We start from the raw sequence: 24673 nt of genomic DNA, 5'->3' as shown, positions 1-24673 counted from the left end.
AAGAATGAAAAGAGCAGACGATTTCCAAGAAAGAAGAAAGCATATTGCTAATCTTTCTGACGAAGAACTTTACAACAGATTCTGGGAACTGACAGAACAGGTTGTTGAACCGCTTCTTGACCTCGGAAGAAAGAACACAACTCCTTCCGTAGAAAGAGCAGTATTGCTGAGAATGGGCGTATCCTCATTAGATACACAGAAAATCGTAGAAGGCTGCATGGACAGAGGACTCATGGGTCACGGAACTGGCCATGTCGTATACAAATTATCAAAAGAGAAGAACATCTCCATCAGAGAAGCAAGTGAATTGCTGGCTAAAGGCGAATGCTGGGATGAAGTAACTGCAATGTTCAAAGGAGGTAAATAAAGATGGCAGACATGATTTTAAAACCAAATGAAAAATTGGATGTTCGTAACATCTTGAAAGACCTCGACAAGTATGAACCGAGAAGAAAAGGATGGGTTTGGAGAAAACCTGCACCAAATCTAAAGATGGGACCTTTCGAGTTCCATGATGTTTCAGAACCTCTGAAGAACAGTGTTGGCCTGCCGCCTGCAAAGTTCTTTGAGAACATCGACCCGCAGCCGCTTCCAGTCATCACCACTGAAATCGCTTCCGGCAGATTTGAAGACGATATCAGAAGAATGAGAATGGCAGCATGGCACGGCGCTGACCATATCATGGTTATCAGACATATGGGACAGTCCCATATCGACGGACTGATGGAAGGTACTCCACAGGGTATCGGCGGTATTCCTGTAACTAGAAAACAGGTCAGAGCACAGAGAAAAGCTCTGGACATCATCGAAGATGAAGTTGGCCGTCCAATCAATTATCATTCCTACGTTTCTGGCGTTGCAGGACCTGACGTTGCTGTTATGTTTGCTGAAGAAGGCATCAACGGCGCCCACCAGGACCCTCAGTACAACGTACTTTACAGAGACATCAACTGCGTAAGATCTTTCGTAGACGCCTGCGAATCAAAGAAGATCTTAGCATGGGCTGACATTCTGCAGATTGACGGCGCACATAACGCTAACGCAACTGCAAGAGAAGCATGGAAGGTAATGCCTGAACTGATCGTTCAGCATGCTATCAACTCCTTGTTCTCAGAAAAAGTCGGCATCAAGCCAGAAAACATCGCATTATCAACAGTACCTCCTTCAGCTACTCCGGCACCTTGCATGTACCTGGATCTGCCTTACGCAGTAGCTCTGAGAGATATCTGCGGAAGATATAAGATGAGAGCACAGCAGAACACAAAATATATCTGCTCATCAGTAAGAGAAGCTACCGTTACACATGTAATGAACATGTTCATCTCCAAACTGACCAGCGCTGACATCCAGTCCACAATCACACCAGACGAAGGAAGAAACGTTCCTTGGCACATCTATAACATGGAAGCCTGCGACAATGCAAAACAGGCTCTCATCGGTATGGACGGTCTGATGGAAATGATCGAGCTGAAGAAAGATGGTCCTCTGAGAGAAAACGCCAGAGACATCAAAGAGAGAGCTTGCCTGTTCATGGAAGAAATCATCGAAGTCGGCGGATACTTCCAGGCTGTCAAAGAAGGATTCTTCGTTGACTCCGCTAAATATCCGGAAAGAAACGGCGACGGTATCGCTAGAAATCCAGAAGGCGGTATCGGCTATGGATACATCTTTGAGAGAGAAGAAGACTACATGGCTCCTGTAACAGCTCACTTTGGATATAACAACGTAGAGCAGTACGGCGGAGATCCTGCGGATCCGGCAGCTCTGATCGGCGGATGTACTTTCGAAGACAGAAGCAAGATCGTATTCATCGACGAACTGGATGATGAAGACAATGTAGCTACAAGACTTGAAAAAGTTAAGAAATACCTGGACGGCGAAGCAATCAAGCCAGAAATGGAATGGTGTGCAGACGGAACCATCATGATTACCATGATGATCCCGGCTAATGCAAGAACTGCGGAAGCTGCCGCTGTTGAAATCGGTAAGAAGTTAGGACTGGAAGAGCCTGTAGTAACAAGCAAAGAAGTGATGCAGGAAGCAGAAGGAACTAGAATCGAAATGAAGGGCAAACTGACCTTCGACGTAGATCCTTCCAACCTGGAGATTCCACCTGAACCACATCACCTGGACGACAAGACTCTGTATGATGAATTCCAGAATCATGACATGGTAGTCGTTTGCGGAACTGTCGGCGAAGACGAACACTCCGTAGGACTTCGTGAGATCATCAACATCAAGCACGGCGGAATTGAAAAATGGGGTATCAAGGTTAATTACCTCGGCACTTCTGTTCCAGTAGAAAAGCTGGTTGACGCTGCTGTAGAATTGAACGCTGATGCAATCCTCGCTTCAACGATCATCTCTCACGACAACATCCACTATAAGAACATGAAGAGAATCAACGATCTGGCAGTAGAAAAAGGTATCAGAGATAAGGTTATCATCTGTGCTGGCGGAACGCAGGTAATCCCTGAAGACGCTGTTAAGACTGGTATCGACGCTGGATTTGGAAGAGACTCCCACGGTATCGACGTAGCTACTTTCCTCTGTGAAGAGGCTAAGAGACGTCGCGGCGAAGAGTAAGCTTAAGCTTGTCTTTTGCGCTTATACAATGGGTGCTCGCGTAATTTGCGCCACAGTGCTTTGCAGACTTTTTGCCTGGAGTCGTCGTTTTTACTAGGCAGAAGCGAGCAATCACTTCATAGAAAACATAAAAGCCTAATTGGGGCGGGCAGTAAGCCCGCCCCTTTTTAATATAATAGAAAATATCGATTTACTATTATATTAAAAAGGGGGTGTGCAGAGGGGATTCCCCTCGCCGTCTTCAGGAGGGTGTTCAGCCTGCGTAGCAGGCACCGAAGGGAACCTGCCTTTTTGCCCCAGCTTCAGCTGGCTAGGCGAAACGGACAGCGAAAGGAGCGCTGCGACTGGAGGAGCGAATACAGTGAGCGTTAGGATTCCCTAGCGGAGTGGCGAAGCCACTTTTCTAATCGATTTACAGAGGGGCTTTTGGCCATTGTGTAAATTGATTGTTTGAAAGGAGCAGGAGCATGTTAATTGATGTAACCCTAAAGATCACGCCTAAAATGGCAACTGACGCCCAGGGCAACGAGAAGAAAGCGCTGGTCGGTCATCTGGGAACCCATTTTGATGTGATGGACAAAGAATTCCCTTTAGATTATACTAGACGCAGGGGGCTCTGTTTTGATGTGAGTGATATCCCTGCGAGCAGAGAAATCGGTGAAGAGGCTGTGGATTTGTCCTTGGTAAAAAAAGAGATGTTCGTCTGCTTTTATTCCGGGTATATGAGAAAAGAAGGATATGGTTCCAGAACCTACTTTACAGAGCATCCGCAGCTTTCAATGAATTTGATCGATCAGCTGCTGGCAAAGGGCGTTTCGATGATCGGAATCGACTTCGCTGGGGTGCGAAGGGGGACGGAACACACCCCGACGGATCAAAAGTGCGCTGAAAAAGGCACTTTTGTCATTGAGAATATGGACCACTTGGAGGATTTGCCAAAGGGTGCTGAGTTTGTCATTCACACCTATCCGATGAATTACGAGGGAATGACAGGTCTGCCGTGCAGAATCGTTGCGGAGGTGTGAGATGTTTACCTACAGGAAGTGTGTGCAAAAGGATGCAAGTCTGTGGATTAAATTAAACCGAGAATTCATCGTCTATGAGAGTCAGGATGATGGTTTGTGGAACGGAGTCAGCAGGGTCAGCGACCAGCGGTTTGCCCAGACTTTTGAAGAAGCCCTCTCCTCGCCGGAACTGATCAGTCTGCTGATTTTTGAAGAAGATGGAGCGCCCGTTGGTTTTGCCAACCTGATGACGATCTTCAGCGTTTGGTCTCACGGCAAAGCCCTTTACCTGGATGACCTGTTTATCAGAGAGGAGCATCGTGGGAAAGGATATGGCAAAAAAGCCTTAGCATATATAGAAGCGTTTGCCAAAGAACTGGGATGCAAGCGGATTCAGTTTCATTCCGAGGCAACCAACCCCAATGCGAGGGAGTTTTACACGGCAGTGGGATACGCTCCGGCGGAGATGTATTTTTATGTGAAGTATTTTTAGAAGAGGTTAACTATGAACAAAGAACAATGGGAACAGGAAGTTCTCAGATTTGAAGCAGAATATGAAGATGACAGTCCTTTTGACAGAAAACTGGAACGGGTATTTTACGGATGTAATTTCGAGGAACAGAGAATTTCCCATCGATTTGCGGCCCAGCCCTGGCAAAAGAATGAGAGAGGTGACGTGCATGGAGGCATTATCAGCAGCATGTTTGATTCAGCTATCGGATTGACGGCCATCTTTGCGGCCGGATGGCGTGAAGCCACTACGATAGATCTGAACGTGTCCTTTCTGCGGCCCCTTGACGGTGATTCTCACGCCATCATACATACCTATATTGTAAAGAATGGGCGGAGTATCATCAGACTGCGGGGAGAAATGATTTGTGAAGAAAGTGGAAAGCTGGTCGCGACTGCGACTGGAAGCTGGTTCCCTTTGTAGTTATAACATAGAAAATATGCAATAAATAGAGGTGATAAGATGAAAGTAGACGTATTAGTAGCCGAAATCGGCTCGACAACCACAGTTGTTAACGCTTTTAAAGATTTAAATACCGACAATCCCATATTTTGGGCACAGGGTCAGGCGCCAACATCGGTCCTTGACGGAGATGTGAGGATTGGTCTGCAGGGCGCTGTTGACGATCTCTGCAAGAAGATGAATATCGATAGTCTGGAATATGACGAAATGCTAGCCACCTCTTCGGCAGCAGGTGGACTAAAGATGACGGTACACGGTCTCGTATATGATATGACTGCCAAAGCAGCCAAGGAAGCTGCCCTGGGCGCAGGCGGCATTATCCATTACATTACAGCGGGTAAATTGAGAAGGACAGACTTAGCCAAGATTAAAGAAATCAAGCCGAATTTGATTTTGATTGCCGGCGGTGTCGATTACGGAGAAAGAGACACGGCCCTGGATAATGCTGAAAAGATTCGTGCTCTGGGGCTGAATACCCCGATTATCTACGCAGGAAATATCGAAAACCAGGAAGAGATGAAGCTGATTTTCGATGAGGAAAGCGGACAGAAGTTATATAATGTAGAGAACGTATATCCAAAGATTGACGATCTTAACGTGGAACCGTGCAGAAAGGTGATTCAAGATGCCTTTGAAGAACATATCATCCATGCACCGGGCATGGAGCACGTAAGAGATATGGTCAACGGACCGATTATTCCGACACCAGGCGCAGTCATGGAGTGTACCAAGCTTTTGTACGACTGTCTAGGCGATTTGATCGTTCTTGACGTGGGCGGAGCCACTACAGATCTGCATTCTGTGGCAACGGAGTCCGATAAAATCGCCCGGATTATGATTGCACCAGAACCGAAGGCCAAGCGGACGGTGGAAGGGGATCTGGGCGTCTATGTCAACAGGATGAAAGTCATCGAGTCCATCGGAGAAGAGCAGATGAAAAAAGACTGTGAGAAGATGGGCATCGACTTAGAAAAAACCTTGGAAAGCTATGTGGCGATTCCGAAAACAGAGGATGAATTTAAGCTGGTAGAACGTCTGACGAAAGAAGCGGTTCTCAAAGCAGTGGAACGCCATGCCGGCATCATCAGATACATCTATGGGCCTTCTGGCAGAAGCACAGTGGCAGAAGGAAAAGACTTGACACAGGTGAAATACATCGTTGGTACGGGAGGCGCTTTGACAAGACTGCCGCATAGAATCGAATTGATGGAGGGGATTGCGAAGCATAACGAAACAGGCATGATGCTGTTCCCGACAGAGCACGCCAGGATTTTGGTAGATAACGATTATATCATGGCCTCCCTGGGTGTTTTATCGAAGAGATACAGAGAAGCAGCGATCAGACTTCTGGAAAAGAGCCTGGACTTCCAGTTCCCGGAAAAGAAAGAGCAGGAGATTGCGGTCAACGCTAAATTTATGGCTGATGTAGACCGTGAACTGGCAGAAGCAAAAGCAAAAGAAGAAGAGTACAGGAAACACATTGAAGAATGTGAGGCCATGGGCTACGATATGACTGCCTTTAAAGAGGAGGAAGCAATCGGCGGCGCCAGTGCAGAAGAACTGGAAGCCGCAAGAAAGGCGGCGATGGCGGAAGCGGATGAAAAGACTGCAATGCGTAAAGGCGGCGGCATCAAAGGCAAATGGGCAGCACAGACGGAAAACGGCGGTCAGTATATGGGAGACTGCACTCACGACTGCAAGCACTGTACTAGAAGAAATTGTCCAAACAGAGTAGAATAGAAAGAGATAAAAAGGAGAGAAATGATGTATCCAAAACTAATTATCAATTTAAAGAAACTGGAAGACAACCTAAACGCCTGTGCGACGATTACAAAGAATCACGGCAAGTGTTCTCTGATGATCGTCACCAAAGGCCTTTGTGCAGACAAAGAAATGGTAAAGATGGTAGCGGAGAATCCAAATGTGGATTTTATTGCCGACTCCAGAGTGAAGAATATTGCTGGCTTTGCGGATACAGCAAGAGCAAATGGCAAAAAGACGGTTTTGCTGCGCATTCCTATGCACTGTGAAGTCGCAGAGGTAGTAAAATATGTGGATCTTTCTTTTAACTCAGAACTGTCCACCATCAGACTGCTCAATGAAGAGGCGGCCAAGGCTGGAAAAGTACACGATATTTTGCTGATGATCGACCTGGGCGACCTGCGCGAAGGAATCTTCTTTCAGAATCAGGAGTTGATTTATGAGGCAGTGGAAGAAATCCTCAAGATGGAGAACGTCAATCTCTATGGCATCGGTGTCAATCTGACCTGCTATGGCGCCATCATTCCGAAAAACGAGAACCTATCCCAGCTGGTTGCCATCGCCAGGGATTTGGAAACGAAGTACGGCATCAAACTGGAAATGGTGTCTGGCGGAAATTCCAGCTCTATTTATCTAGTCGACAAAGGTGAGCTGCCAGAAGGTATCAATAACCTGCGTCTAGGAGAATCTTTCCTTCTGGGTAACGATACGGCCTACGAGACAAAGCTGCCGGGAACAGTCAGTGACGGATTGATTCTGCAGGCACAGATTATCGAACTGAAAGAAAAACCATCCCTCCCGATTGGAGAAGTCGGTGTCGATGCCTTCGGTGAAAAGCCATACTATGAGGACAGAGGAATCATGAAGAGGGCCATCATCGGCATCGGTAAGCAGGACACAGATCTGGGCAGCATGACGCCATGCGATCCCCAGGTGGAAATCATGGGCGGCAGTTCCGACCATATCATCCTCGACGTGACTCACTGTGACAGAGAATACAAGGTAGGCGATATCGTCGAGTTCGAACTGGGATACGGCGGCATGCTGAAGACGGCTACCAGCCCATATGTGGAGAAGGATTACATCAAGTAAGCAGAGGAGAATTTTACTTGACAAGGGTATAAAAAAAGTAGCATGAGATCTGAAAAGAAGTATTATTACAGCGAGCGGCATAGTCAGTTTTGGCTATGCCGTTTTGTTGATGCCCGGTAGTTCAATCACGCCGACACAGTTATAGCTGATTTCTACCTGCTGCACCCGTTCCCCCCTGAAAGCCGATCCATCCCCATTCCTGCGCCGTATTGCGGCGTTAGTACGCTGACCTGCTTCGGGCCAAGGGGACCCAAAGTGCCTGCTGGACATTTTATCCACAAGTGGCGGCCTTATGGCGGTACTTCCCCATCCGGCGATATCTTTTTCGGACGATCATTCACTCTGCTTGTCCATTGATAAACTAACACAAGTCTATACTTTTTGATCGCCCGTCCCGTATATCCAAAAGGTTGAAAATCCGGCTAAAACACACTATTTCCACGCACTCGGTTTTGTGGTAGAATGAAAAAAACGTAAGCTGACTAAGATGGCGAGCCAAGAAAATGCCAACAGAATTAATTAGTACGGCTTTCATCTGATGAAATAGGAGAGTTGTATGCCGACACAAACAAAGATTAAAATAGACGACGCGGTGGAATTGCGTCAAAAACTGGATGGAATTTATGACACTGCTTCACAAACAATACTGGCAAAATGGTCGATACTTTTAGCAAAGCACATCATGGATATTGCAGGGTTTGCCGATGCAGAAAACGAAACGATCCTCAACGGTTTTGACGTCAATGAGGCTTGGCAGAATGGGCAAGCGCGAATGCACGATGTGAGACAAGCCGGTTTCAAAATTCACGCATTAAGCAAAGCAACTGAAGATGTGTTGCATATAGCTATTTTAAGAGTTATTGGGCAGGCTGTCGGTACTGGTCATATGAGAGAACACGCGATGGTGGCCTCTGACTATGCAGTCAAGGTTGTTAATATCCTGCAACCAGACAACAAAGAAGCGGTCATTGCGGAAAGGGAATGGCAAATAACCACTTTGGTGAAATGTTTATCATAATTGGGCGTAGGGGGATACGCCGTAGCTGCATAACTGGGGAAATAGCAAAGCAAGCCGAGCCAGTCAACGGTCAAGATGAGCGGCGCTTACAGCCCCGCCCGTCTTCTGTTGTCACATTCCGCTTGCCGACTGCCCGATCAGAAGGTTCCTCAATACTTCCTTAATGGCATCAGCCTTCAGAATCGGTATTTTCTTTCGTCATAGACTCCATTTTACATCCACTTTTGAAGAACTTCAATTAAATGCTGAATGTCAATTGGCTTGGCTATATGATCGTTCATTCCGACATTGAAGGCCTTGCCTAAGTCGGAGGTAAAGGTATTGGCCGATAGTGCAAGAATAGGAATTCTTTTGGCGTCATTACGATTTAGCGCACGAATTGCTTGTGTCGCCTCATAGCCGTTCATAATGGGCATTTGAATATCCATCAGGATACAATCGTAGGTTCCAGACGGCGTGTCTAAAAACCTATTGACTGCCTCTTGTCCGTTTCTCACCGCATCTACAAGAACGCCATGCATTTGCAGCAGTTCAACGGCGATCTCACGATTCAGATCGTTGTCTTCCACCAGCAAAATCCGCTTACCGGCTAAGATAGGGGTTACTTCCGCTTCTCGCCCGATAGGCGGCTGTCCTGGCATCTGCTTACAAAAGGCCTGCAGAACATGGTGCAGTTTTGATTTGAACAGCGGCTTTGTTATAAATCCATCCGCACCTGCTTCTACAAATTCTTCCTCGATATAAGAGTAATTATAGGAGGAAATAACGATGACGGGGATGTGACTGTCTAGCCGCCTGCGAATTTCTTTCAGCGTTTCGAGACCGCTCATATCCGGCATCCGCCAGTCCAGCATGATTGCATAGTAATCGCTGCCTGCGCCGTGGGTCGCTATGATGTGATCTACGGCTTCTGCACCACTTAACACCCAATCGGCGCACAGACCCAGCTCACTTAAAAGAGAAGCAACACTTTCACATACAGTTTGATCGTCGTCAACGATGAGGACTCTAAGACCTGCTAACGTTTCGTCATATGCATCCTCTTCCAAAGGAAGTTCCAGAGGAACGGCTACTGTAAATTCACTTCCTCTCCCCAATTGACTCTTTACTTGAATGGTTCCATTCATCATGCTGATGATGTTTTCTGTGATGGCCATACCAAGGCCGGTGCCTGGTATTTTACTGATCCTCGTATCCTCCGCTCTAGTGAAGGGCTCGAAAATATGCGTGATAAAATCTTCTGACATACCGATGCCGTTATCCTGAAAGTCGAACTCATATTGTCCTTTACCTTTGATTACGGATGGTAGCTCTCGAATTTTTATCGTGATACTGCCTCCTTCAGGGGTGTACTTCATCGCGTTTGTCAGCAAATTCATGAAGGCCTGCTGCAAACGGCCGCCGTCAGCAATGACCGTCTCATGCTGCACTTGATTTGCAATTACTTTCAATTCCTGCTTTTTCTCTGCAATGAGTGGCTGGCACATATCTATCAAATTCTGAACCAATTCTGGCAGACTGATTACCTCGGCAGATAAATCAATTTTACCGCTTTCAATTTTAGACATGTCTAAGACCTCATTGAGCAGAGTCAGAAGATGTTGGCTGGCAACGTTGATCTTATCCAGACAAGAACCTACTTTCTCCGGACTATGCAGATTTGCCTGTGCGATGGAGGTCATGCCCATGATAGCGTTCATAGGTGTGCGGATATCGTGAGACATGGCAGATAAGAAGTTACTCTTTGCATTGTTTGCAACACGAGCAGCTTGGTAGGCATCTTCTAATGCTTGGCGCTGTCGCATCTGTTCTTCTCTATCCTTGGTTACATCAATGCCGATACTGTAAAAAGAAGGGATTCCGTCCCAACTATCCTCTGCGTTGATATAATACAATGTCAACGTAAAAATTTTTATTTTTCCGCTGCGAGTGATAATTCTGGCTTCTGTGATGAGGTTTGTCCCGGTCTCATCAACTGCCTGCATCATCGGAAGGATACGCATTAGATCATCGGGATGTACGTAACTGCATTGAGAATGCAATTCCTTTTCAAACTGCTCTGCGGTGTAACCGATTAAATTAAGAAATTCTGAACCATACCAGAGGATTGTAGAATAGTCTCTGGCATCCAGACGTGCAAAACCGCCGGATATTGAGGCCAGTAAAGCTTCCCGTTCACGGTCTTTCTTTGCCAGCTTATATTCGGTGCTGTACATATCATGCGAAAGTTCAATTCTGGCTGCTCGCCCCTTCCAATTAATCATACGGTTTTTTATCATAAAGGTTCGTCTTAAAACTGGATTGTCATATTCCCACTCATAAAATGCATCGGCTGTCAGATATTTATTAGTGCAGAATGGACAGGGGGATGATCGCCCTTGAATTACTTCGTAGCATTTTTTCCCTAAAAGTTCATTTTTTTTACAGCCTAACGTGTGGCAGGACGTTTCATTCAGATACAGCAGCTCATAAGTCTCCATATCGGAGATATAGATATTTCCTGTGTACAAGTCCATCATCCAATAAAAGTACTGCAGTTTTTGCGTATGTAAAGCCGATAGGTGCTCGTTTTCCTGTATCAAAGCATCGATATCCGTAAAGACGACCTGTAGGAGTGATTCCCCTTCGGCAGTATTGTCTGTAATCGTATATGAAAGGCGTGTCCAGAAGAAATCGCCGCCTTTTTTTGGCAGCCGTACGGCCGCGAAGGCTTCGGCAGCATGGCTTGCGGCGTGGGATATTTGTTCCGTTATTGTTTCAAAATCGGCGGGGTACTCTGCATAAAACTGCCGCAGACTGCTGAAAAGAGCAACAAAGTCTTCCCTGGAATAACCAGTGCTTTCAAAAAAACAAGAGTTATGCCAGCGTATGGTCAAATCTTTGTCCAGCGAACAGCAGATAACGCTGACATTGAGGCTGTCAACGGCGGTTGGGCATTTGTTTATCTGTTTTATATATGTATTTTCCATGATTGATTCACCATTCTTCAATTTTTTAAGCTTGTTCACATTATATCAATTAATGTCTGCAAAAGCAATCTGAGAATACAGACTCTTCCATCTTTTGTTTGACTCGTTTCCTAAGAGGAAGTACAATGAAATAAGAAGGACACTTCGTATGAGAGAGGCTGGCCCAGACGGACATGCCTGTGTTGATTTACGGAGAGACAGGTAAGGGCAAAGAATTGGCAGCCCATTCTCTTCACAATGCGAGTAAACGGCAGCACGGACCTTTTATAATTCAAAATTGCGCGTCTATCCCGGCGAACTTGATGGAAAGCATCCTTTTTGGCACATCAAAAGGGGCATTTACAGGTGCAGTAGATAATATGGGACTTTTGGAGCTTGCCGACGGGGGAACACTTTTCTTGTATAATAAGTTATATGGCGAGAAAACTCATAAAGTTTCTAAGAAGCTTTACCAGGAACTCAGCGAATTGCAATGGAAGGGGAATGTAATGGAATTAGAGAATACCATAGCATATGGTGTCGGTATGGCGGAAGACGATGCAGACATTTTGGAGCTGGGTCATATTGAAAACAAACTGCAAATGTTGTAAAAAGGAGGCAAATATTTTAAGAATATGGATCGGCCTCTGACCGAGAGGTTTTCTGGTTATGCGCGCTGTCTCATCAAATCGGCCTTCAAAAAGACAGATGGCAATATTGCCAGGGCAGCAGCTGTATTAGGAGTTCCAAGACAGAACTTGAGCCGAAAGGCAAAGGAATGAGATATTATTTAACCGCTCATTTGTTGGCTTGAATCGCTCATAAACTGGCGTATATGCGGAATGATAATCAAAATATGGCTGACGATTCAACCTTTTTACGATGGCACAGCTCTTGCAGTTAATATATAAAATTGGATATTATCTTGTCTATTGTCGCTTTCGGCAGCATTTCTTGCATACCGGGAGCAAGCGGAAAGGAAGTAGAAAGAAATGAAATTTGGTGTATTAAAAGACATTAAAAACGGAGAGTACCGCGTTGTAGCAACACCCGCTGAAGTCAGCATTTTGACAGAAGACGGACACGACGTATATGTAGCAAGGAAAGCTGGCTATGCTGCCGGTTTTGATGACGAAGAATACGAACAAGCAGGTGCAACAATGACGGCATCAAATGAAGAAATTTGGCAGAACTGCGATTTTGTTGCAAAGGTGAAAGAAATTGAAGAGAGTGAATACGATTTGATGAGAGAGGGACAGATTATCTATTGCTGTATTCATCCAGCAGCCCATAAGGCAGAGGTCGATGCTCTATTAGAAAAAAAAGTGATTGCAATCACCGCGGAAGATTCCCATCGGTATGGTTCGCCTAATTGTGAGGCAGCCGGCAAGGCTGGAGCCTTTATGGGCCTGTGGTCTATGATGAGCACGAATGGGGGCAGCGGTAAATTTGTCAGTGGGCTTGGAGCGGCACCTGGCATCAAAGCGTTAGTGTGCGGCTGTGGAACTGTAGGAAAGGGGGCCATTGAAGTGCTCCAGACTATGGGAGCCTGGGTTACTGTGGCAGATGTAAACATCGGGGCTCTGCGAGAAATTTCAACAAAATATGATGGCAAAGTAAACACTGTCATTTCCAACAGATACAATATTGCAAAGGAACTGCCAACCACAGACTTGGTCGTCAACTGTGTCAGGTGGCCGAAAAACGCATCAGACTTTATGATTGACCGCCAGATGGTCGCATCTATGCGCAGGGGTTCTGTCATCGTAGACGTAAGCAACGATTACGGCTGCATTGAAACGTTCCATGAAACCACTCATGACGATCCGATCTATATTGATGAAGGTGTAGTCCACTACTGCGTAAGCAATATTCCAGGGGCTATTGCAGGTTCCGCATCGGTTGCTTATGCGGCTTCTGTACTGCCTCACTTCCAGTCTATTATGAATGAGGGACTGGAGATCGCTTGTGCGAAGAACGGTTTTCTGCGAAGAAGCCTGACTGCTTATAAAGGTTACCTTACTCACGAGGAGACCAGCGGTATTCAAAACAGACCTTGGGTACAACCAGAGGTTATTCTAGGAATTGAGGGGGAAAAATTAGATCCTGCGCCGAGGACGACAATTACGAAATCTGACTACTTTTACAAAGAGTTCTCAAAATAGGAAAGCAAACAAACCAGCTAAGTTTGTAAAACTTAGCTGGTTTTGCTTTTGCAGTGCATTGAGAAATAGGTGATTTTATAAGGGGAATTTCGAAATAGTATTACTTCTCTGTGAGACGAAAAACAACTGGATTTCCCCTTACAATTGTGCTATGCTTTTTTCAAGTAAACGTAAATAGTTGTGCTGCCATTTGGAAGGGAGGATACCATGACTTTGACTAATGAGGATTTATTAGCGCTTTCGCAGATGATGGATATAAAGCTGCAGCCTATCGAAAAACACCTTGTCAGAATAGAGGACAGACTGACAAGGGTTGAGACTAAGATGGACGATTTAGAGACCAAGGTAGATAATTTGGAAATAAAGGTTAATAATTTAGAAACCAAGGTAGACAATCTGGAAATAAAGGTAGATAATTTAGAAACCAAGGTAGACAATCTGGAAATAAAGGTAGATAATTTAGAGACCAAGGTAGATAATTTGGAAATAAAGGTTAATAATTTAGAGACCAGAGTTAGCAAATTGGAGTTGGATGCCAAATCTCTTCATTCTGAATTAGCACTCATTAAGCGTGATGTAAAGCAGGTGAGAGTCTGCCAAGAAACAAAATTGATTCCAAGATTGTCCAACATTGAGGCCTGCTATCTGGACACATCGATTCGTTATCAGGAATCTGCAGATAAAGTTGATGTAGTTTGTGAGGATGTACAGTTGCTCAAGAAGGTTGTCGGTGAACACAGTGAAAAGTTAAAAAAGATAAAGACAATGTAACTCAGTGATATGAAAAGGTCACAAAGGAAGAAGAGAGTTCAGAAAATAGTGCATGATTATAAAAACCACGAAAATCGCTGAAAAGCTGATGATTCGTGGTTTTGTTTACAATATATAAGATACAGAATTTTAAGAGTTATATAACAGTGTATATACAATAGTGCATAAAAATGTATTTATTAGAAAACATATATAATTTTTATTGTATTAATTTTTCGAATAGTCTATAATCATGAATGGTGATGAATCCATCATCAAAATAAAAAAAGGAGAGAGATAATGGAAAAAGAAACAAAAACGAAACAGCCTCGCGCACCACATTTCTGGGAAGCGATTGTGTCGTTCCTGGGCCTTATTGTCGTAATGTCCATCGGTATTATTATTTTTAAAGTTGACCCGCATATCCCAATGTTTGTCGGCGTCATTATTGCGGCATTGATTTCACTTAAGCTAGGCTATAAGTGGGAGGCGATTGAAGAAATGATGGTTACGGGTATCTCCCGTGCTATGCAGGCAATCTTAATCTTAGCAATTGTCGGCATGATGGTAGGCGTATGGCTGCTGTCAGGTACCATCCCTACAATGATTTATTACGGACTCAAATTATTATCACCATCTATTTTCTTGATTGCCAGCGTCCTAATCTGCTCAATCACATCCCTGGCTACTGGTACTTCGTGGGGAACCATGGGAACTATGGGTCTTGCACTGATGGGCATTGCGTCAGGTTTGGGCATGCCGATAGGTCCGACAGCAGGAGCAATCCTGGCGGGTGCATATTTTGGCGATAAACTATCGCCACTGTCAGATACTACAAATCTGGCGCCGGCCATGGCAGGCACAGACGTATTTACCCATGTTAAATACATGATTAAAGCGACCATCGTCGCTTATGCGATTGCTCTCATTTTCTTCGGTATCTATGGGTTTAAACATGCTGCGTCTTCTGATGTGGACACATCACAAGTAACTGAATTGATGAACGGCCTGCAGGATACCTTTAATATTAATCCAATTCTGCTGCTGCCGCCAGTTGTCGTAATCCTTGCTATCGCATTCAAGGTACCTGCAATACCGGGCATCACCCTGGGCGTTATCGTAGGCGCAATTCTGGCACCTATCTTTCAGGGCAATGTAAATATCTTTGTAGAAAATGATGCAGGTGCTCTTGTAATAGATCACGCTGGTGCAACGTTTGGAGATATCCTTTCTGTAGCAAGAAACGGATTTACTTGTAACACCGGACTGGAGGCTTTAGACAGTCTGTTGACAACAGGCGGTCTGATGAATATGGCCTCTTCTATCTTAATGACGATCATAGCTATGATGTTTGGCGGAATTATGGAAGGAACCAAGCAGCTGGAAGTCATCATCAACAAGATTACGAAGGTTGTCAAAAGCGGACCGGGACTTATTGCAGCAACAGAGGCCACCTGTATTGCATCTAATGCTGTCATGCCGGAACAGTACATCTCCATTCTGATCCCAGGAAGAATGTATGCAGGTGCTTATAGAAAAGCGGGCATTCATCCGAAGTCATTATCCAACGCATTGGAATCTGCTGGAACAGTAACCTCCTGTCTGATCCCTTGGAACACATGCGGAATGTACATTGCAGCAACCTTAGGTGTTACAGCCGGTACATATCTGCCATGGGCAGTGTTTAACTATTCGATGCCAATCGTTACACTATTGATGGCATTTATCGGCATCACGGTGACGAAAATGACGCCGGAGGAACAAGCCAAGGCCGATGCGGGAGAATTGGTATCATAAAAATAGAAGATACTTGACTTTCCGTCAAAGGAATCATAAAATGATAAAAGAGTGTTGACTTTTGAGCCACACGAAGGGGCGTACCACCACGGGTGCGAAACTTTGTGTGGCTTTTTAAATTTATAATAATATTTGACTGGAGGTTTGCATTGTGGTGAAAATTAACGGCGAAGAAGTCCAAGCTGCAGGGAAAATACTGATAGAGTATCTGCAAGAGTGTAATTATCCTCTTAAACGGATTGCAGTGGAATGCAATGGGTTAATTGTTCCTAAGTCGCAGTATGGGATAAAAGTTCTCTGTGATGGCGATAAAATTGAAATCGTTAGCTTTGTAGGAGGTGGTTGATTGTGATACCGACAAAAGAAGAGATACAAAGAACCTTGGAGCAGCGTCATACGAAAACAGTGCAGGACAAACTGTCTGCGGCTAAAGCTGCGGTCTGCGGTTTAGGCGGGTTGGGTTCTGCCATTGCAATTGCGCTTGCAAGAACCGGCATAGGTCAGCTGCATCTGATTGACTTTGATCGGGTGGATCTGGCAAATCTAAATCGCCAGCAATATGCCGTCTGCGATTTAGACAGGCCAAAGCCAGAAGCGCTGCGAGATGAGATTTTGCGGTTTTCTCCTTACTGCAAAATCCGTACAGATTTTGTCAAATTGACAGAGGAGAACATTCCTTCCCTTTTGTCAGAGGACGAATATATCTGTGAAGCCTTTGACGCGGCAGAAGAAAAAGCTATGCTGACCAACTGTATTTTAGAGAAACTGCCCGGGAAATATCTAGTCGGAGCCTCTGGCATGGCGGGATACGGAGATAGCAATTCGATTCAGACGAGGAAGATTCTGTCCACCTATTATCTGTGTGGCGACGGAAGGTCTGAAATATGTAGTGAATACGGACTGATGGCGCCAAGAGTTATGATCTGTGCAGCCCATCAGGCCAACACGGTAATAGGATTAATCTTAGGAAAGGAAAATTAAAGATGAAAAGAGATACGTTTCTATTGGGAGGAAAAGAATTTTCTTCACGATTTATTTTAGGTTCAGGCAAATATTCTATGGAACTGATCAAAGCGGCTGTGGAGCAGGCCGGTGCAGAAATCATAACTTTAGCGGTAAGAAGAACCAACACCAGGGAAAGTGAAAATATTTTGGATTACATACCAGAGAATGCAACGCTGCTGCCTAACACCTCTGGAGCCAGAAGTGCAGAGGAAGCCGTTAGAATCGCCAGAATGTCCAGAGAACTGGGATGCGGAGATTTCGTCAAAATAGAGATTATGAAGGACAGCAAGTATTTGCTGCCGGATAATGCAGAAACCGTAAAGGCGACAGAAATACTTGCAAAAGAGGGCTTTATAGTGTTGCCGTATATGTATCCGGATCTTTACACCGCGAGAGACTTAGCCAATGCCGGTGCAGCGGCCGTTATGCCCCTGGCTGCCCCCATCGGATCGAACAAAGGTCTGGCGACAAAAGCCTTTCTGCAGATTTTGATTGACGAGATAGATCTGCCAATTATCGTCGATGCTGGCATCGGAAAGCCGTCACAAGCTTGTGAAGTCATGGAGATGGGCGCAGCCGCCGTCATGGCTAATACTGCCATTGCTACTGCTGGTGATATTCCGGCCATGGCATCAGCTTTTCGCAAAGCCATTGAGGCTGGAAGAAACGCTTATCTGTCCGGGCTGGGTCGTGTTTTAGAGAGAGGCGCATCCGCTTCAGACCCGCTAACAGGCTTCTTGAGAGATTAGGGGGAATAAGAATGGAAAATAATTTATTTTTTGTCGATTCAAAAAAACTAAGCGCCGAGGCACTCAAGAAAAAACATCGAATTGAAAATGATCCTTCCTCGAGAACGAACCATATGGAATATATGGAGGGTATGGAACAGATTCATTCTGACATCATGGACAAAGTTCTGACGGAGATGAACGACTACGATTATAACCATTATACGGCTGACGATGTCAAAAGGGCTCTCGCCAAAGAAAGTTGCGGAATCACGGATTTTAAAGTTCTGCTGTCGCCGGCGGCCCTGCCGTTCTTAGAACAGATGGCGGACAGAGCAAAGGCTGAAACCAGCAGACATTTTGGGAACACCGTATACATCTTTACCCCTCTGTACATTGCAAATTATTGCGAAAATTACTGTATTTATTGTGGCTTCAATTGCTACAACGATATCAACAGGAAAAAGCTGACTTATGAAGAAATGGAAAAAGAAATGAAAATCATTGCTGACTCCGGAATGGAAGAGATTTTGCTTCTAACAGGAGAGAGCCGTAAGGTCAGCAGTGTGGAATACATCGGTCAGGCTTGCAAGATCGCACGCAAATACTTTCGAAATATCGGGGTGGAAATTTACCCAGTCAATGTGGACGAATACCAGTTTCTCCATGAATGCGGGGTGGATTATGTTACCGTATTTCAAGAGACCTACGATGCCGACAAATACGAAACACTGCACTTGATGGGCCATAAGCGAGTCTTCCCCTATCGTTTTGACGCCCAAGAAAGGGCGCTTATGGGCGGTGTCAGAGGTGTTGGCTTTTCAGCACTGCTTGGTCTGTCTGACTTCAGAAAGGATGCTCTGGCTACTGCGCTTCATGTGTACTATCTACAGCGCAGATATCCCCACGGCGAATTCTCTCTTTCCTGCCCCAGACTGCGCCCAATTATCAACAACGAGCAAATCAGTCCCATGGACGTAGGTGAACGTCAGCTCTGTCAGGTTCTATGCGCTTATCGCATCTTCCTGCCATATGTGGGGATTACCGTTTCTTCCAGAGAAAAGGAATCCTTTCGAAACGGCATTGTCAAAATTGCTGCGACAAAGATTTCCGCCGGTGTTTCAACTGGGATTGGGGATCATGAGGGCAAATACAAAGGAAAGGAGATTGATGACGCTGGTGATGAGCAGTTCGAAATTGCTGATGACAGAAGCTTTGCACAGATGTACAGAGATATAGAAGAAGAGGGGCTGCAGCCTGTCATCAATGACTATATCTATGTATAGAAAAATCTGTGTTACCAATCGCCATCTGGCTCAGGGTGACTTTCTTAGGCAAATAGAAAGGGTAACCGCTGCAAAGCCAACAGCTCTTATTTTAAGAGAAAAGGATTTGACACAAGAAGCATATGAGGAGCTTGCTGTGCAGGTTTTGGCAATTTGCAGAGAGGCAGATGTAGCCTGTTATTTCCATTCACAGCCGCAGCTGGCTGTGAAATTAAACGCGCAGGGCATCCATCTGCCCTTGAAGATGGCGGCCTCTATGAGCTGCGAGGATAGAATGAGACTGCCTTGCTTGGGAATTTCCGTACATTCAAAAAAAGAAGCTGTCGAGGCACAAAAAATGGGTGCAGCATATATTATATATGGGCATATTTTTGCGACAGACTGTAAAAAAGGTGTTCCACCGCGGGGCCTTGCTATGTTACGCTCAATTTGTGGCAGCGTTTCTGTACCCGTCTATGCTATCGGAGGGATTAATGAAGAAAACGCTTGGCAATGCATCGTTGCGGGAGCATACGGCGTGTGTATGATGAGTAAATATATGGAACTGTAATAGGTCAAAAAATTTCCGTGACAAAAGCTGAAAAGTGGTATAGAATGGTGCTTGTATGAAAATCATATAGGAGACTGCTTCCGCCGAAGCGGCCTGAAATTGTTATAAAAAGGAGAAAAGGAGAAAAATTTATGACAATGGTAACAAACCAATCCGTTAACGATTGGGTGAAAGAAATGGCGGAAATGACCAACCCGGACGAAATTGTCTGGATTGACGGCAGTGAAAAGCAGCTTGATCTGATCAAGCAGATTGCTTTGGAAACTGGTGAGATGTTGGAACTGAACCAGGAGAAACTGCCAGGGTGTCTGTACTACCGCACAAACCCAAAAGATGTTGCAAGAGACGAAAAACGAACGGTAATCTGTACCAGCAGAAGAGAGGATGCGGGACCGACGAATAACTGGGTCAGCCCTGATGAAATGTATGCGAAGATGCGCAAGCTTTTCAAAGATTCTATGAAGGGAAGGACGATGTATGCCATTCCCTTTTCTATGGGAGTTGTCGGTACTGAATTTGCGAAAATCGGTATTGAGCTTACGGACTCCATCTATGTGGTACTGAGTATGGCAATCATGACTCGTGTTGGTCAGGAGGTTATCGAACAGCTCAATCACGGCGCTGACTTTACGAAATGCCTTCATTCTAAAGCGCAGATTAATGAGCAGGAAAAATATATTGCACATTTTCCAGAGGATAATACAATCTGGTCTATCAACTCAGCTTACGGCGGTAACGTTTTGCTGGGAAAGAAGTGTTTGGCACTTCGAATCGGCTCCTATCTTGGTAAACAAGAAGGATGGATGGCGGAACACATGCTGATTCTGAAGATAGAAAACGAAGCGGGAGAGAGTAAGTATGTCTGCGGTGCATTTCCGAGCGCTTGCGGCAAAACCAATCTGGCTATGCTGACGCCTCCTGATTATTTTAAGAAAAAAGGATACAAGATTTCCACAGTCGGCGACGATATCGCATGGCTGCGTATCGGAAAAGACGGCAAACTTTATGCAGTGAATCCTGAGAATGGATTCTTTGGTGTTGCACCTGGAACAAATCAAAAGTCTAACCCCAACGCACTGCAGACTACGAAAAAAGGAACCATCTTTACCAATGTAGCAAGGAATCTTGATGATAATACAGTCTGGTGGGAGAAGCTGGATAAAAATCCACCAGAAAATGGAGAAGACTGGTTAGGAAACCCTTGGAACGGTAAGACTTCTAGCGAAAAGGGCGCACATCCAAATTCCAGATTCACTGCGCCGGCGGAGAATTGCCCTACCATTGCTGACGAGTTCTTTACGGGAGAGGGTGTGCCTATTTCGGCCATCATCTTTGGCGGCAGAAGAGCAAAAGCGGAACCTCTGGTATATGAGGCAAAGGACTGGAATCACGGCGTATTTATCGGTTCTGCTATGGCTTCTGAGACCACGGCTGCAGCCAACGGCCAGGTAGGCGTAGTAAGACACGATCCGATGGCAATGCTGCCGTTCTGCGGATATAACATGGCTGAATACTTTCAGCACTGGATTGACATGGGCAAAAAAATGACCAATCCGCCGAGGATCTTTCACGTAAACTGGTTTAGAACAGATGAAAATGACGAGTTCTTGTGGCCTGGATTCGGAGACAACTTGAGAGTCATTCTTTGGATGCTCCACAGATGCAAAGGCACTGTCGGCGCGGTGGAAACGCCCCTTGGCTACGAGCCGAAGCCGGAAGATATCGATGTTGAGGAACTGAATATCACGCCGGAGACTTTGGAAAAACTGCTGAGAGTTGATAAAGATGCCTGGAAGCACGAAATTCAGGATATTGAAAATTTCTACAGCAAGTTTGAACAACTTCCAAAGGAACTGACAGACAGCCTGGAAGAGCTAAAACAGGGAATCGATAAATTGTAAGATAAATAATTAAGACATCCGCGATAGGAACATTCGCGGATGTTTTTTTCTATATAAGTGATATAATAATAGACAAGGGAACGTCATGGCACAATAAGTTTAGAAAGGTAGGTCTATATGGCACTGAAAGTAAAAGAATTACTACAATTACAGAGCCTACAGGGGTTTAAGCTGGTTTCAGGAGACAAAGGCTTGGATAAGGCTGTCTGCTCAGCGGGGATTGCAGATTATGAGTTCGCTCCAGATGTGAATTACCACAATGATAACGCCTTTGACAAGGACAGCTTTGTGATTTCCAGCTTGCTCTTTGCACAGAATGACAGCAGCCGGATTTTGGATGCGGTACGGAATTTATACGAATTGGGAATATCCGCCTTTGCTTATAAGAGCGTGATTTATAATGAATTACCGGCAGAAGTCCTCGCTTTTTCTAACGAAAATAATCTGCCAATCTTTTCCTTTGGTCCAGAGCTGTATTTTGAAAATATCATCTATGAAATTATGGAGGCTGTACAGCGGGACGATACACAGATCCTGGCCGAAGCAAATATTAAGAAAATGATAGAGAATGAATTGCCAAAGGAAGAGGTTTTGCGAATCAGTAAGAGTATTTCTCTTCTTTTCAAGAAAAACGCTATGGCTATATACTTAAAGCCCTTTGCGACGGGGACGAAGCTGGATATGTCCAGGATCTTTCGAAATTTCTATCTCAACAAAAGCTTGAAAAATAAAGCCATGTTATGTAAGTATAATAAGGGGCTATTTATCATATTGACCAGCGCTTATGAGGAGGACGAGAAATTTGAGTTAATTCTCAATGAAGCGATGGAGAGCCTTTCGATCAATGAAAAAAAAGTATATATCGCGAGAGGGAACATTTATCATCCATATGAGGAATTGGATCGCTGCCTGAGAGAGGCCTACCATACCTTTGCAGCCAGCGTGACAGACTGCAGGGATTATGGGCATTTTAATAACATCGGATCGTTTAAATATCTGATTCCGCTGAAGGACAGTTATGCACTGAACGAGTTCACGGAAAGCATTCTGCTGCCAATACTGGATAAGGAGGAGTATCTCAATACTGTTATCACCTTGGTTATTAACAATGGGGACATTACCAGCACGGCATTGGAATGCAACTGTCATCAAAATACCATTCGCTACCGGTTGTCAAAGGTCAGAGAGTTGATTGGCGCCGGTAAAAAAACAGAATTTGAATTTTATGCTGAGCTTTCTACAGCAGTCAGAATCTACCTGCTTAAAAAACGAGCAGCCCTTTAAAGGCTGCTTTTTCATTTAATTGATTTGATTTTAATATCGCTGATACTGTCCGCGGCCTGGCCAACCTTGTTAGCCAGCTTATTCAAGTCTTTGGAAAACTCTCTGATGATGATGATGTCCCGAAGAGAAGCTTTGTATCTGTCCAAGTCGTTGATGTTCTCCCAGTAGAGCCGCTTGATCTGATTTTCATTTTTCTTTGCCTTGACCAGGTAATCCCAGAAATTTTCGATGCTGTCCTCCGACCATTCGCTCATGGCGCAGGTGAGGGAATAGATGGAGGAGTCGATCAGCTTCGCCATTTCAATGTTTTTTTCAGTAGGCGTGTAGTTGAAGAAGATCAAAAAATCTTTTAGATCCTTGATCTTGTCAGTGATATCGTCAATGTCTCGGGAAACAGAGAAGAGGTCGTGGCGATCCAGGGGTGTAATGAAAGAGTTTTCTACGTAATCAATCAAATCTCGCCGGACCTTATCTGCATTCTTTTCACAGCTTTCTATCTGTTCTGCCAACTGCATATCACCGGTGCTTATGTATTTTAACAGGAGGGAGATGCTCCTTGAGGTGATTTCACACTGTCTCGTCAGCATGTGGTAAAAATCGGGACGTTCTTTTTTCTTAAAGAAATTTTTCTTACGAGTCTTTTTCATTTTCTTACCTTCCTTTATAGTTGCTTTAGGATGAAGAAGATTCCGGCGCCGATGACGGCAGAAGCAGGAATCGTAATCAACCATGCTAAGATAATTTTCTTTGTAATGCCCCAGTTCACGGCTTTTGGGGTGTCGCTGGTACCCACGCCCATGACAGAGGAAGTGATGACTTGTGTCGCGCTGATTGGAAGTCCCGTCAGGTTCGCGATGGTCACGACAAAGATGGTTGCCATTTGAGAGGCAAAAGAATTGTGAATATCGATCTTGCAGATATCCATCCCCACAGTTTTGATCATGTTATATCCGCCGGTTATGGTGCCAACAGCCAGGGCGATAGAACAAGCGAGAATGAGCCACAACGGAATTATGATGTCAGCGGAATAAAAACCGGCAAGTCCGATGGCGATGAGACCCATGACCTTCTGCGAGTCGTTGCTGCCATAACTGAAGGCGAGAAAAAAGCTGCTCAGCTTATGAAGGATCATTATCCGCTTGTTCCAAACGATGGTGGCATTCTTCAGCAGACGATTTTGCAGTTTAAGAAAGAGATAACCGAAGAGAAAGCCGACCAACGGAGAAATCAGCATCGCCAGGATGACTTTGATAAAAATGGCATACCATTCTATATATGCAAAACCATAGGCGGCAATGCCGCTTCCAATCATAGACCCAATCATAGAATGTGAGGCGCTGGAGGGCAGCTTGACGATCCAGGTAAAGACATTCCATACCAGACTTCCGACAAAGGCAGCAGCGACAAAGGTGTAGCAGACGTCGGGCTTTCCTGCCAGGACGGGAGATATATCGATGATGTTTTCAGAGATAGTATATGCGACGGCAGTTCCCAAGGCGATAGCGCCTAAAAAGTTAGCAATGCCGGCAATAAAGACTGCTCTTCCCGGAGAAATCAGCCTGGAAGAAATGGTTGTAGCGACCACAGTGCCGCCGTCATGCATACCGTTTATATAAGCGAAGATCAGGCCGATGCCTATCATAAAATAAAACATATCATTATTCCTAACCTTTCATGTGTTTAACAAAATTATATAGGCTGCGCGTTCTTTTTTGATTTGTAGCATTACTCAATTTCTGGATTTTTTTTTGTAAAATATATAAATTTTCAAATAATACAAAAAATGCGGCCTAAATTTTGAGTTTTATCAAAACATCAAATGAGA

The 24673-nt window shown here is 44.9% G+C and carries 24 protein-coding genes; 20 read left to right on the top strand and 4 right to left on the bottom strand.

From position 1 onward, the window contains the following. Positions 1-4: 4 nt before the first annotated feature. From BN6539_RS02490 to orr, 7 genes are all read left to right on the top strand, one after another. The gene (locus BN6539_RS02490) at positions 5-367 is read left to right on the top strand and encodes an ornithine aminomutase subunit alpha (protein WP_067533409.1); all 363 of its coding nucleotides are present in this window, start codon (positions 5-7) and stop codon (positions 365-367) included. Between the two features lie 2 nt (positions 368-369). Continuing rightward, positions 370-2586: a D-ornithine 4,5-aminomutase subunit OraE gene (oraE, locus tag BN6539_RS02485; RefSeq protein ID WP_067533406.1), complete on the top strand. Its 2217-nt coding sequence runs from the start codon at positions 370-372 to the stop codon at positions 2584-2586. Positions 2587-3053: 467 nt separating this feature from the next. Next, positions 3054-3611 carry a cyclase family protein gene (locus BN6539_RS02480; protein ID WP_067533403.1) on the top strand — a complete coding sequence of 186 codons (558 nt, stop codon included), beginning with the start codon at positions 3054-3056 and terminating at the stop codon, positions 3609-3611. Position 3612: 1 nt separating this feature from the next. Next, positions 3613-4083: a GNAT family N-acetyltransferase gene (locus BN6539_RS02475; RefSeq protein ID WP_067533400.1), complete on the top strand. Its 471-nt coding sequence runs from the start codon at positions 3613-3615 to the stop codon at positions 4081-4083. 12 nt (positions 4084-4095) lie between these two features. Beyond that, positions 4096-4524, top strand: a complete 429-nt coding sequence (locus BN6539_RS02470; RefSeq protein ID WP_067533397.1) for a PaaI family thioesterase — start codon at positions 4096-4098, stop codon at positions 4522-4524. Positions 4525-4563: 39 nt separating this feature from the next. After that, positions 4564-6303, top strand: a complete 1740-nt coding sequence (locus BN6539_RS02465; RefSeq protein ID WP_082907316.1) for a GlmL-related ornithine degradation protein — start codon at positions 4564-4566, stop codon at positions 6301-6303. Between the two features lie 21 nt (positions 6304-6324). Next, positions 6325-7416, top strand: a complete 1092-nt coding sequence (orr, locus tag BN6539_RS02460; RefSeq protein ID WP_317870051.1) for an ornithine racemase Orr — start codon at positions 6325-6327, stop codon at positions 7414-7416. A gap of 93 nt (positions 7417-7509) precedes the next feature. Here orr and BN6539_RS22235 read toward each other — a convergent pair whose 3' ends face one another. Next, positions 7510-7695 carry a hypothetical protein gene (locus BN6539_RS22235; protein ID WP_148484445.1) on the bottom strand — a complete coding sequence of 62 codons (186 nt, stop codon included), beginning with the start codon at positions 7693-7695 and terminating at the stop codon, positions 7510-7512. Between the two features lie 277 nt (positions 7696-7972). Between BN6539_RS22235 and BN6539_RS02455 the strand changes: the two genes are divergently transcribed. Continuing rightward, complete coding sequence (locus tag BN6539_RS02455) at positions 7973-8434, top strand: putative immunity protein (protein ID WP_067533391.1); 462 nt, start codon at positions 7973-7975, stop codon at positions 8432-8434. Between the two features lie 212 nt (positions 8435-8646). On the opposite strand, the gene BN6539_RS02450 is transcribed toward BN6539_RS02455, so the two are convergent. Beyond that, entirely contained in the window at positions 8647-11403 is a 2757-nt protein-coding gene (locus tag BN6539_RS02450; protein ID WP_067533387.1) for a hybrid sensor histidine kinase/response regulator, read from the bottom strand. Positions 11404-11561: 158 nt separating this feature from the next. Between BN6539_RS02450 and BN6539_RS23535 the strand changes: the two genes are divergently transcribed. From BN6539_RS23535 to BN6539_RS02395, 12 genes are all read left to right on the top strand, one after another. Then, positions 11562-11993 carry a sigma 54-interacting transcriptional regulator gene (locus BN6539_RS23535; RefSeq protein ID WP_330385074.1) on the top strand — a complete coding sequence of 144 codons (432 nt, stop codon included), beginning with the start codon at positions 11562-11564 and terminating at the stop codon, positions 11991-11993. Between the two features lie 24 nt (positions 11994-12017). Beyond that, the gene (locus tag BN6539_RS23385) at positions 12018-12164 is read left to right on the top strand and encodes a helix-turn-helix domain-containing protein (RefSeq protein ID WP_082907315.1); all 147 of its coding nucleotides are present in this window, start codon (positions 12018-12020) and stop codon (positions 12162-12164) included. 210 nt (positions 12165-12374) lie between these two features. Further along, entirely contained in the window at positions 12375-13547 is a 1173-nt protein-coding gene (locus BN6539_RS02440) for an alanine dehydrogenase (protein ID WP_067533381.1), read from the top strand. Positions 13548-13754: 207 nt separating this feature from the next. Next, positions 13755-14318, top strand: a complete 564-nt coding sequence (locus tag BN6539_RS02435) for a hypothetical protein (protein WP_067533378.1) — start codon at positions 13755-13757, stop codon at positions 14316-14318. Positions 14319-14597: 279 nt separating this feature from the next. Then, positions 14598-16094: a Na+/H+ antiporter NhaC gene (gene nhaC / locus BN6539_RS02430; protein ID WP_067533375.1), complete on the top strand. Its 1497-nt coding sequence runs from the start codon at positions 14598-14600 to the stop codon at positions 16092-16094. 151 nt (positions 16095-16245) lie between these two features. After that, complete coding sequence (thiS, locus tag BN6539_RS02425) at positions 16246-16440, top strand: sulfur carrier protein ThiS (protein WP_067533372.1); 195 nt, start codon at positions 16246-16248, stop codon at positions 16438-16440. A 2-nt stretch (positions 16441-16442) separates the two neighbouring features. Continuing rightward, positions 16443-17075 (top strand): thiamine biosynthesis protein ThiF, encoded by a 633-nt coding sequence (gene thiF, locus BN6539_RS02420; RefSeq protein ID WP_317870050.1) that lies wholly within the window; start codon positions 16443-16445, stop codon positions 17073-17075. A 2-nt stretch (positions 17076-17077) separates the two neighbouring features. After that, positions 17078-17848 carry a thiazole synthase gene (locus tag BN6539_RS02415; RefSeq protein ID WP_067533369.1) on the top strand — a complete coding sequence of 257 codons (771 nt, stop codon included), beginning with the start codon at positions 17078-17080 and terminating at the stop codon, positions 17846-17848. Between the two features lie 11 nt (positions 17849-17859). Then, positions 17860-19113, top strand: a complete 1254-nt coding sequence (thiH, locus tag BN6539_RS02410) for a 2-iminoacetate synthase ThiH (protein WP_067533366.1) — start codon at positions 17860-17862, stop codon at positions 19111-19113. Further along, the gene (locus BN6539_RS02405) at positions 19094-19663 is read left to right on the top strand and encodes a thiamine phosphate synthase (RefSeq protein ID WP_330385049.1); all 570 of its coding nucleotides are present in this window, start codon (positions 19094-19096) and stop codon (positions 19661-19663) included. The genes thiH and BN6539_RS02405 overlap by 20 nt, the downstream gene beginning before the upstream one ends. A 131-nt stretch (positions 19664-19794) precedes the next feature. Then, a complete protein-coding gene (locus BN6539_RS02400; RefSeq protein ID WP_197492872.1) occupies positions 19795-21564 on the top strand; it encodes a phosphoenolpyruvate carboxykinase (GTP) in 1770 nt (589 codons plus the stop codon). A 117-nt stretch (positions 21565-21681) separates the two neighbouring features. Then, positions 21682-22848, top strand: coding sequence for a PucR family transcriptional regulator (locus BN6539_RS02395; protein ID WP_067533359.1), 1167 nt, complete (start codon positions 21682-21684; stop codon positions 22846-22848). Between the two features lie 11 nt (positions 22849-22859). Here BN6539_RS02395 and BN6539_RS02390 read toward each other — a convergent pair whose 3' ends face one another. Together BN6539_RS02390 and BN6539_RS02385 are read right to left on the bottom strand one after the other, a co-directional pair. Continuing rightward, complete coding sequence (locus BN6539_RS02390; protein WP_067533356.1) at positions 22860-23495, bottom strand: DUF47 domain-containing protein; 636 nt, start codon at positions 23493-23495, stop codon at positions 22860-22862. 14 nt (positions 23496-23509) lie between these two features. Beyond that, the gene (locus tag BN6539_RS02385; RefSeq protein ID WP_067533353.1) at positions 23510-24502 is read right to left on the bottom strand and encodes an inorganic phosphate transporter; all 993 of its coding nucleotides are present in this window, start codon (positions 24500-24502) and stop codon (positions 23510-23512) included. Between the last annotated feature and the right edge of the window lie 171 nt (positions 24503-24673).

Source organism: Emergencia timonensis (assembly GCF_900086585.1).
In the GTDB taxonomy this organism is placed as follows: domain Bacteria; phylum Bacillota; class Clostridia; order Peptostreptococcales; family Anaerovoracaceae; genus Senimuribacter; species Senimuribacter timonensis.
Note: the sequence above shows the minus strand (reverse complement) of the source record. Positions and strands in the feature narration are given on the sequence as shown.

Bases quoted from the DNA above. Each gene is read 5' to 3' on its own strand.
- BN6539_RS02400 (WP_197492872.1), top strand. From the start codon at position 19,795: ATGACAATGGTAACAAACCAATCCGTTAACGATTGGGTGAAAGAAATG.
- BN6539_RS02385 (WP_067533353.1), bottom strand. From the start codon at position 24,502: ATGTTTTATTTTATGATAGGCATCGGCCTGATCTTCGCTTATATAAAC.
- BN6539_RS02435 (WP_067533378.1), top strand. From the start codon at position 13,755: ATGACTTTGACTAATGAGGATTTATTAGCGCTTTCGCAGATGATGGAT.
- nhaC (WP_067533375.1), top strand. From the start codon at position 14,598: ATGGAAAAAGAAACAAAAACGAAACAGCCTCGCGCACCACATTTCTGG.
- BN6539_RS02390 (WP_067533356.1), bottom strand. From the start codon at position 23,495: ATGAAAAAGACTCGTAAGAAAAATTTCTTTAAGAAAAAAGAACGTCCC.
- BN6539_RS02405 (WP_330385049.1), top strand. From the start codon at position 19,094: ATGACTATATCTATGTATAGAAAAATCTGTGTTACCAATCGCCATCTG.
- thiH (WP_067533366.1), top strand. From the start codon at position 17,860: ATGGAAAATAATTTATTTTTTGTCGATTCAAAAAAACTAAGCGCCGAG.
- BN6539_RS02490 (WP_067533409.1), top strand. From the start codon at position 5: ATGAAAAGAGCAGACGATTTCCAAGAAAGAAGAAAGCATATTGCTAAT.
- oraE (WP_067533406.1), top strand. From the start codon at position 370: ATGGCAGACATGATTTTAAAACCAAATGAAAAATTGGATGTTCGTAAC.
- BN6539_RS02470 (WP_067533397.1), top strand. From the start codon at position 4,096: ATGAACAAAGAACAATGGGAACAGGAAGTTCTCAGATTTGAAGCAGAA.
- BN6539_RS02415 (WP_067533369.1), top strand. From the start codon at position 17,078: ATGAAAAGAGATACGTTTCTATTGGGAGGAAAAGAATTTTCTTCACGA.
- orr (WP_317870051.1), top strand. From the start codon at position 6,325: ATGATGTATCCAAAACTAATTATCAATTTAAAGAAACTGGAAGACAAC.
- BN6539_RS02475 (WP_067533400.1), top strand. From the start codon at position 3,613: ATGTTTACCTACAGGAAGTGTGTGCAAAAGGATGCAAGTCTGTGGATT.
- BN6539_RS02450 (WP_067533387.1), bottom strand. From the start codon at position 11,403: ATGGAAAATACATATATAAAACAGATAAACAAATGCCCAACCGCCGTT.
- BN6539_RS02395 (WP_067533359.1), top strand. From the start codon at position 21,682: ATGGCACTGAAAGTAAAAGAATTACTACAATTACAGAGCCTACAGGGG.
- BN6539_RS02465 (WP_082907316.1), top strand. From the start codon at position 4,564: ATGAAAGTAGACGTATTAGTAGCCGAAATCGGCTCGACAACCACAGTT.
- BN6539_RS23385 (WP_082907315.1), top strand. From the start codon at position 12,018: ATGGATCGGCCTCTGACCGAGAGGTTTTCTGGTTATGCGCGCTGTCTC.
- BN6539_RS02480 (WP_067533403.1), top strand. From the start codon at position 3,054: ATGTTAATTGATGTAACCCTAAAGATCACGCCTAAAATGGCAACTGAC.
- BN6539_RS02440 (WP_067533381.1), top strand. From the start codon at position 12,375: ATGAAATTTGGTGTATTAAAAGACATTAAAAACGGAGAGTACCGCGTT.
- BN6539_RS02455 (WP_067533391.1), top strand. From the start codon at position 7,973: ATGCCGACACAAACAAAGATTAAAATAGACGACGCGGTGGAATTGCGT.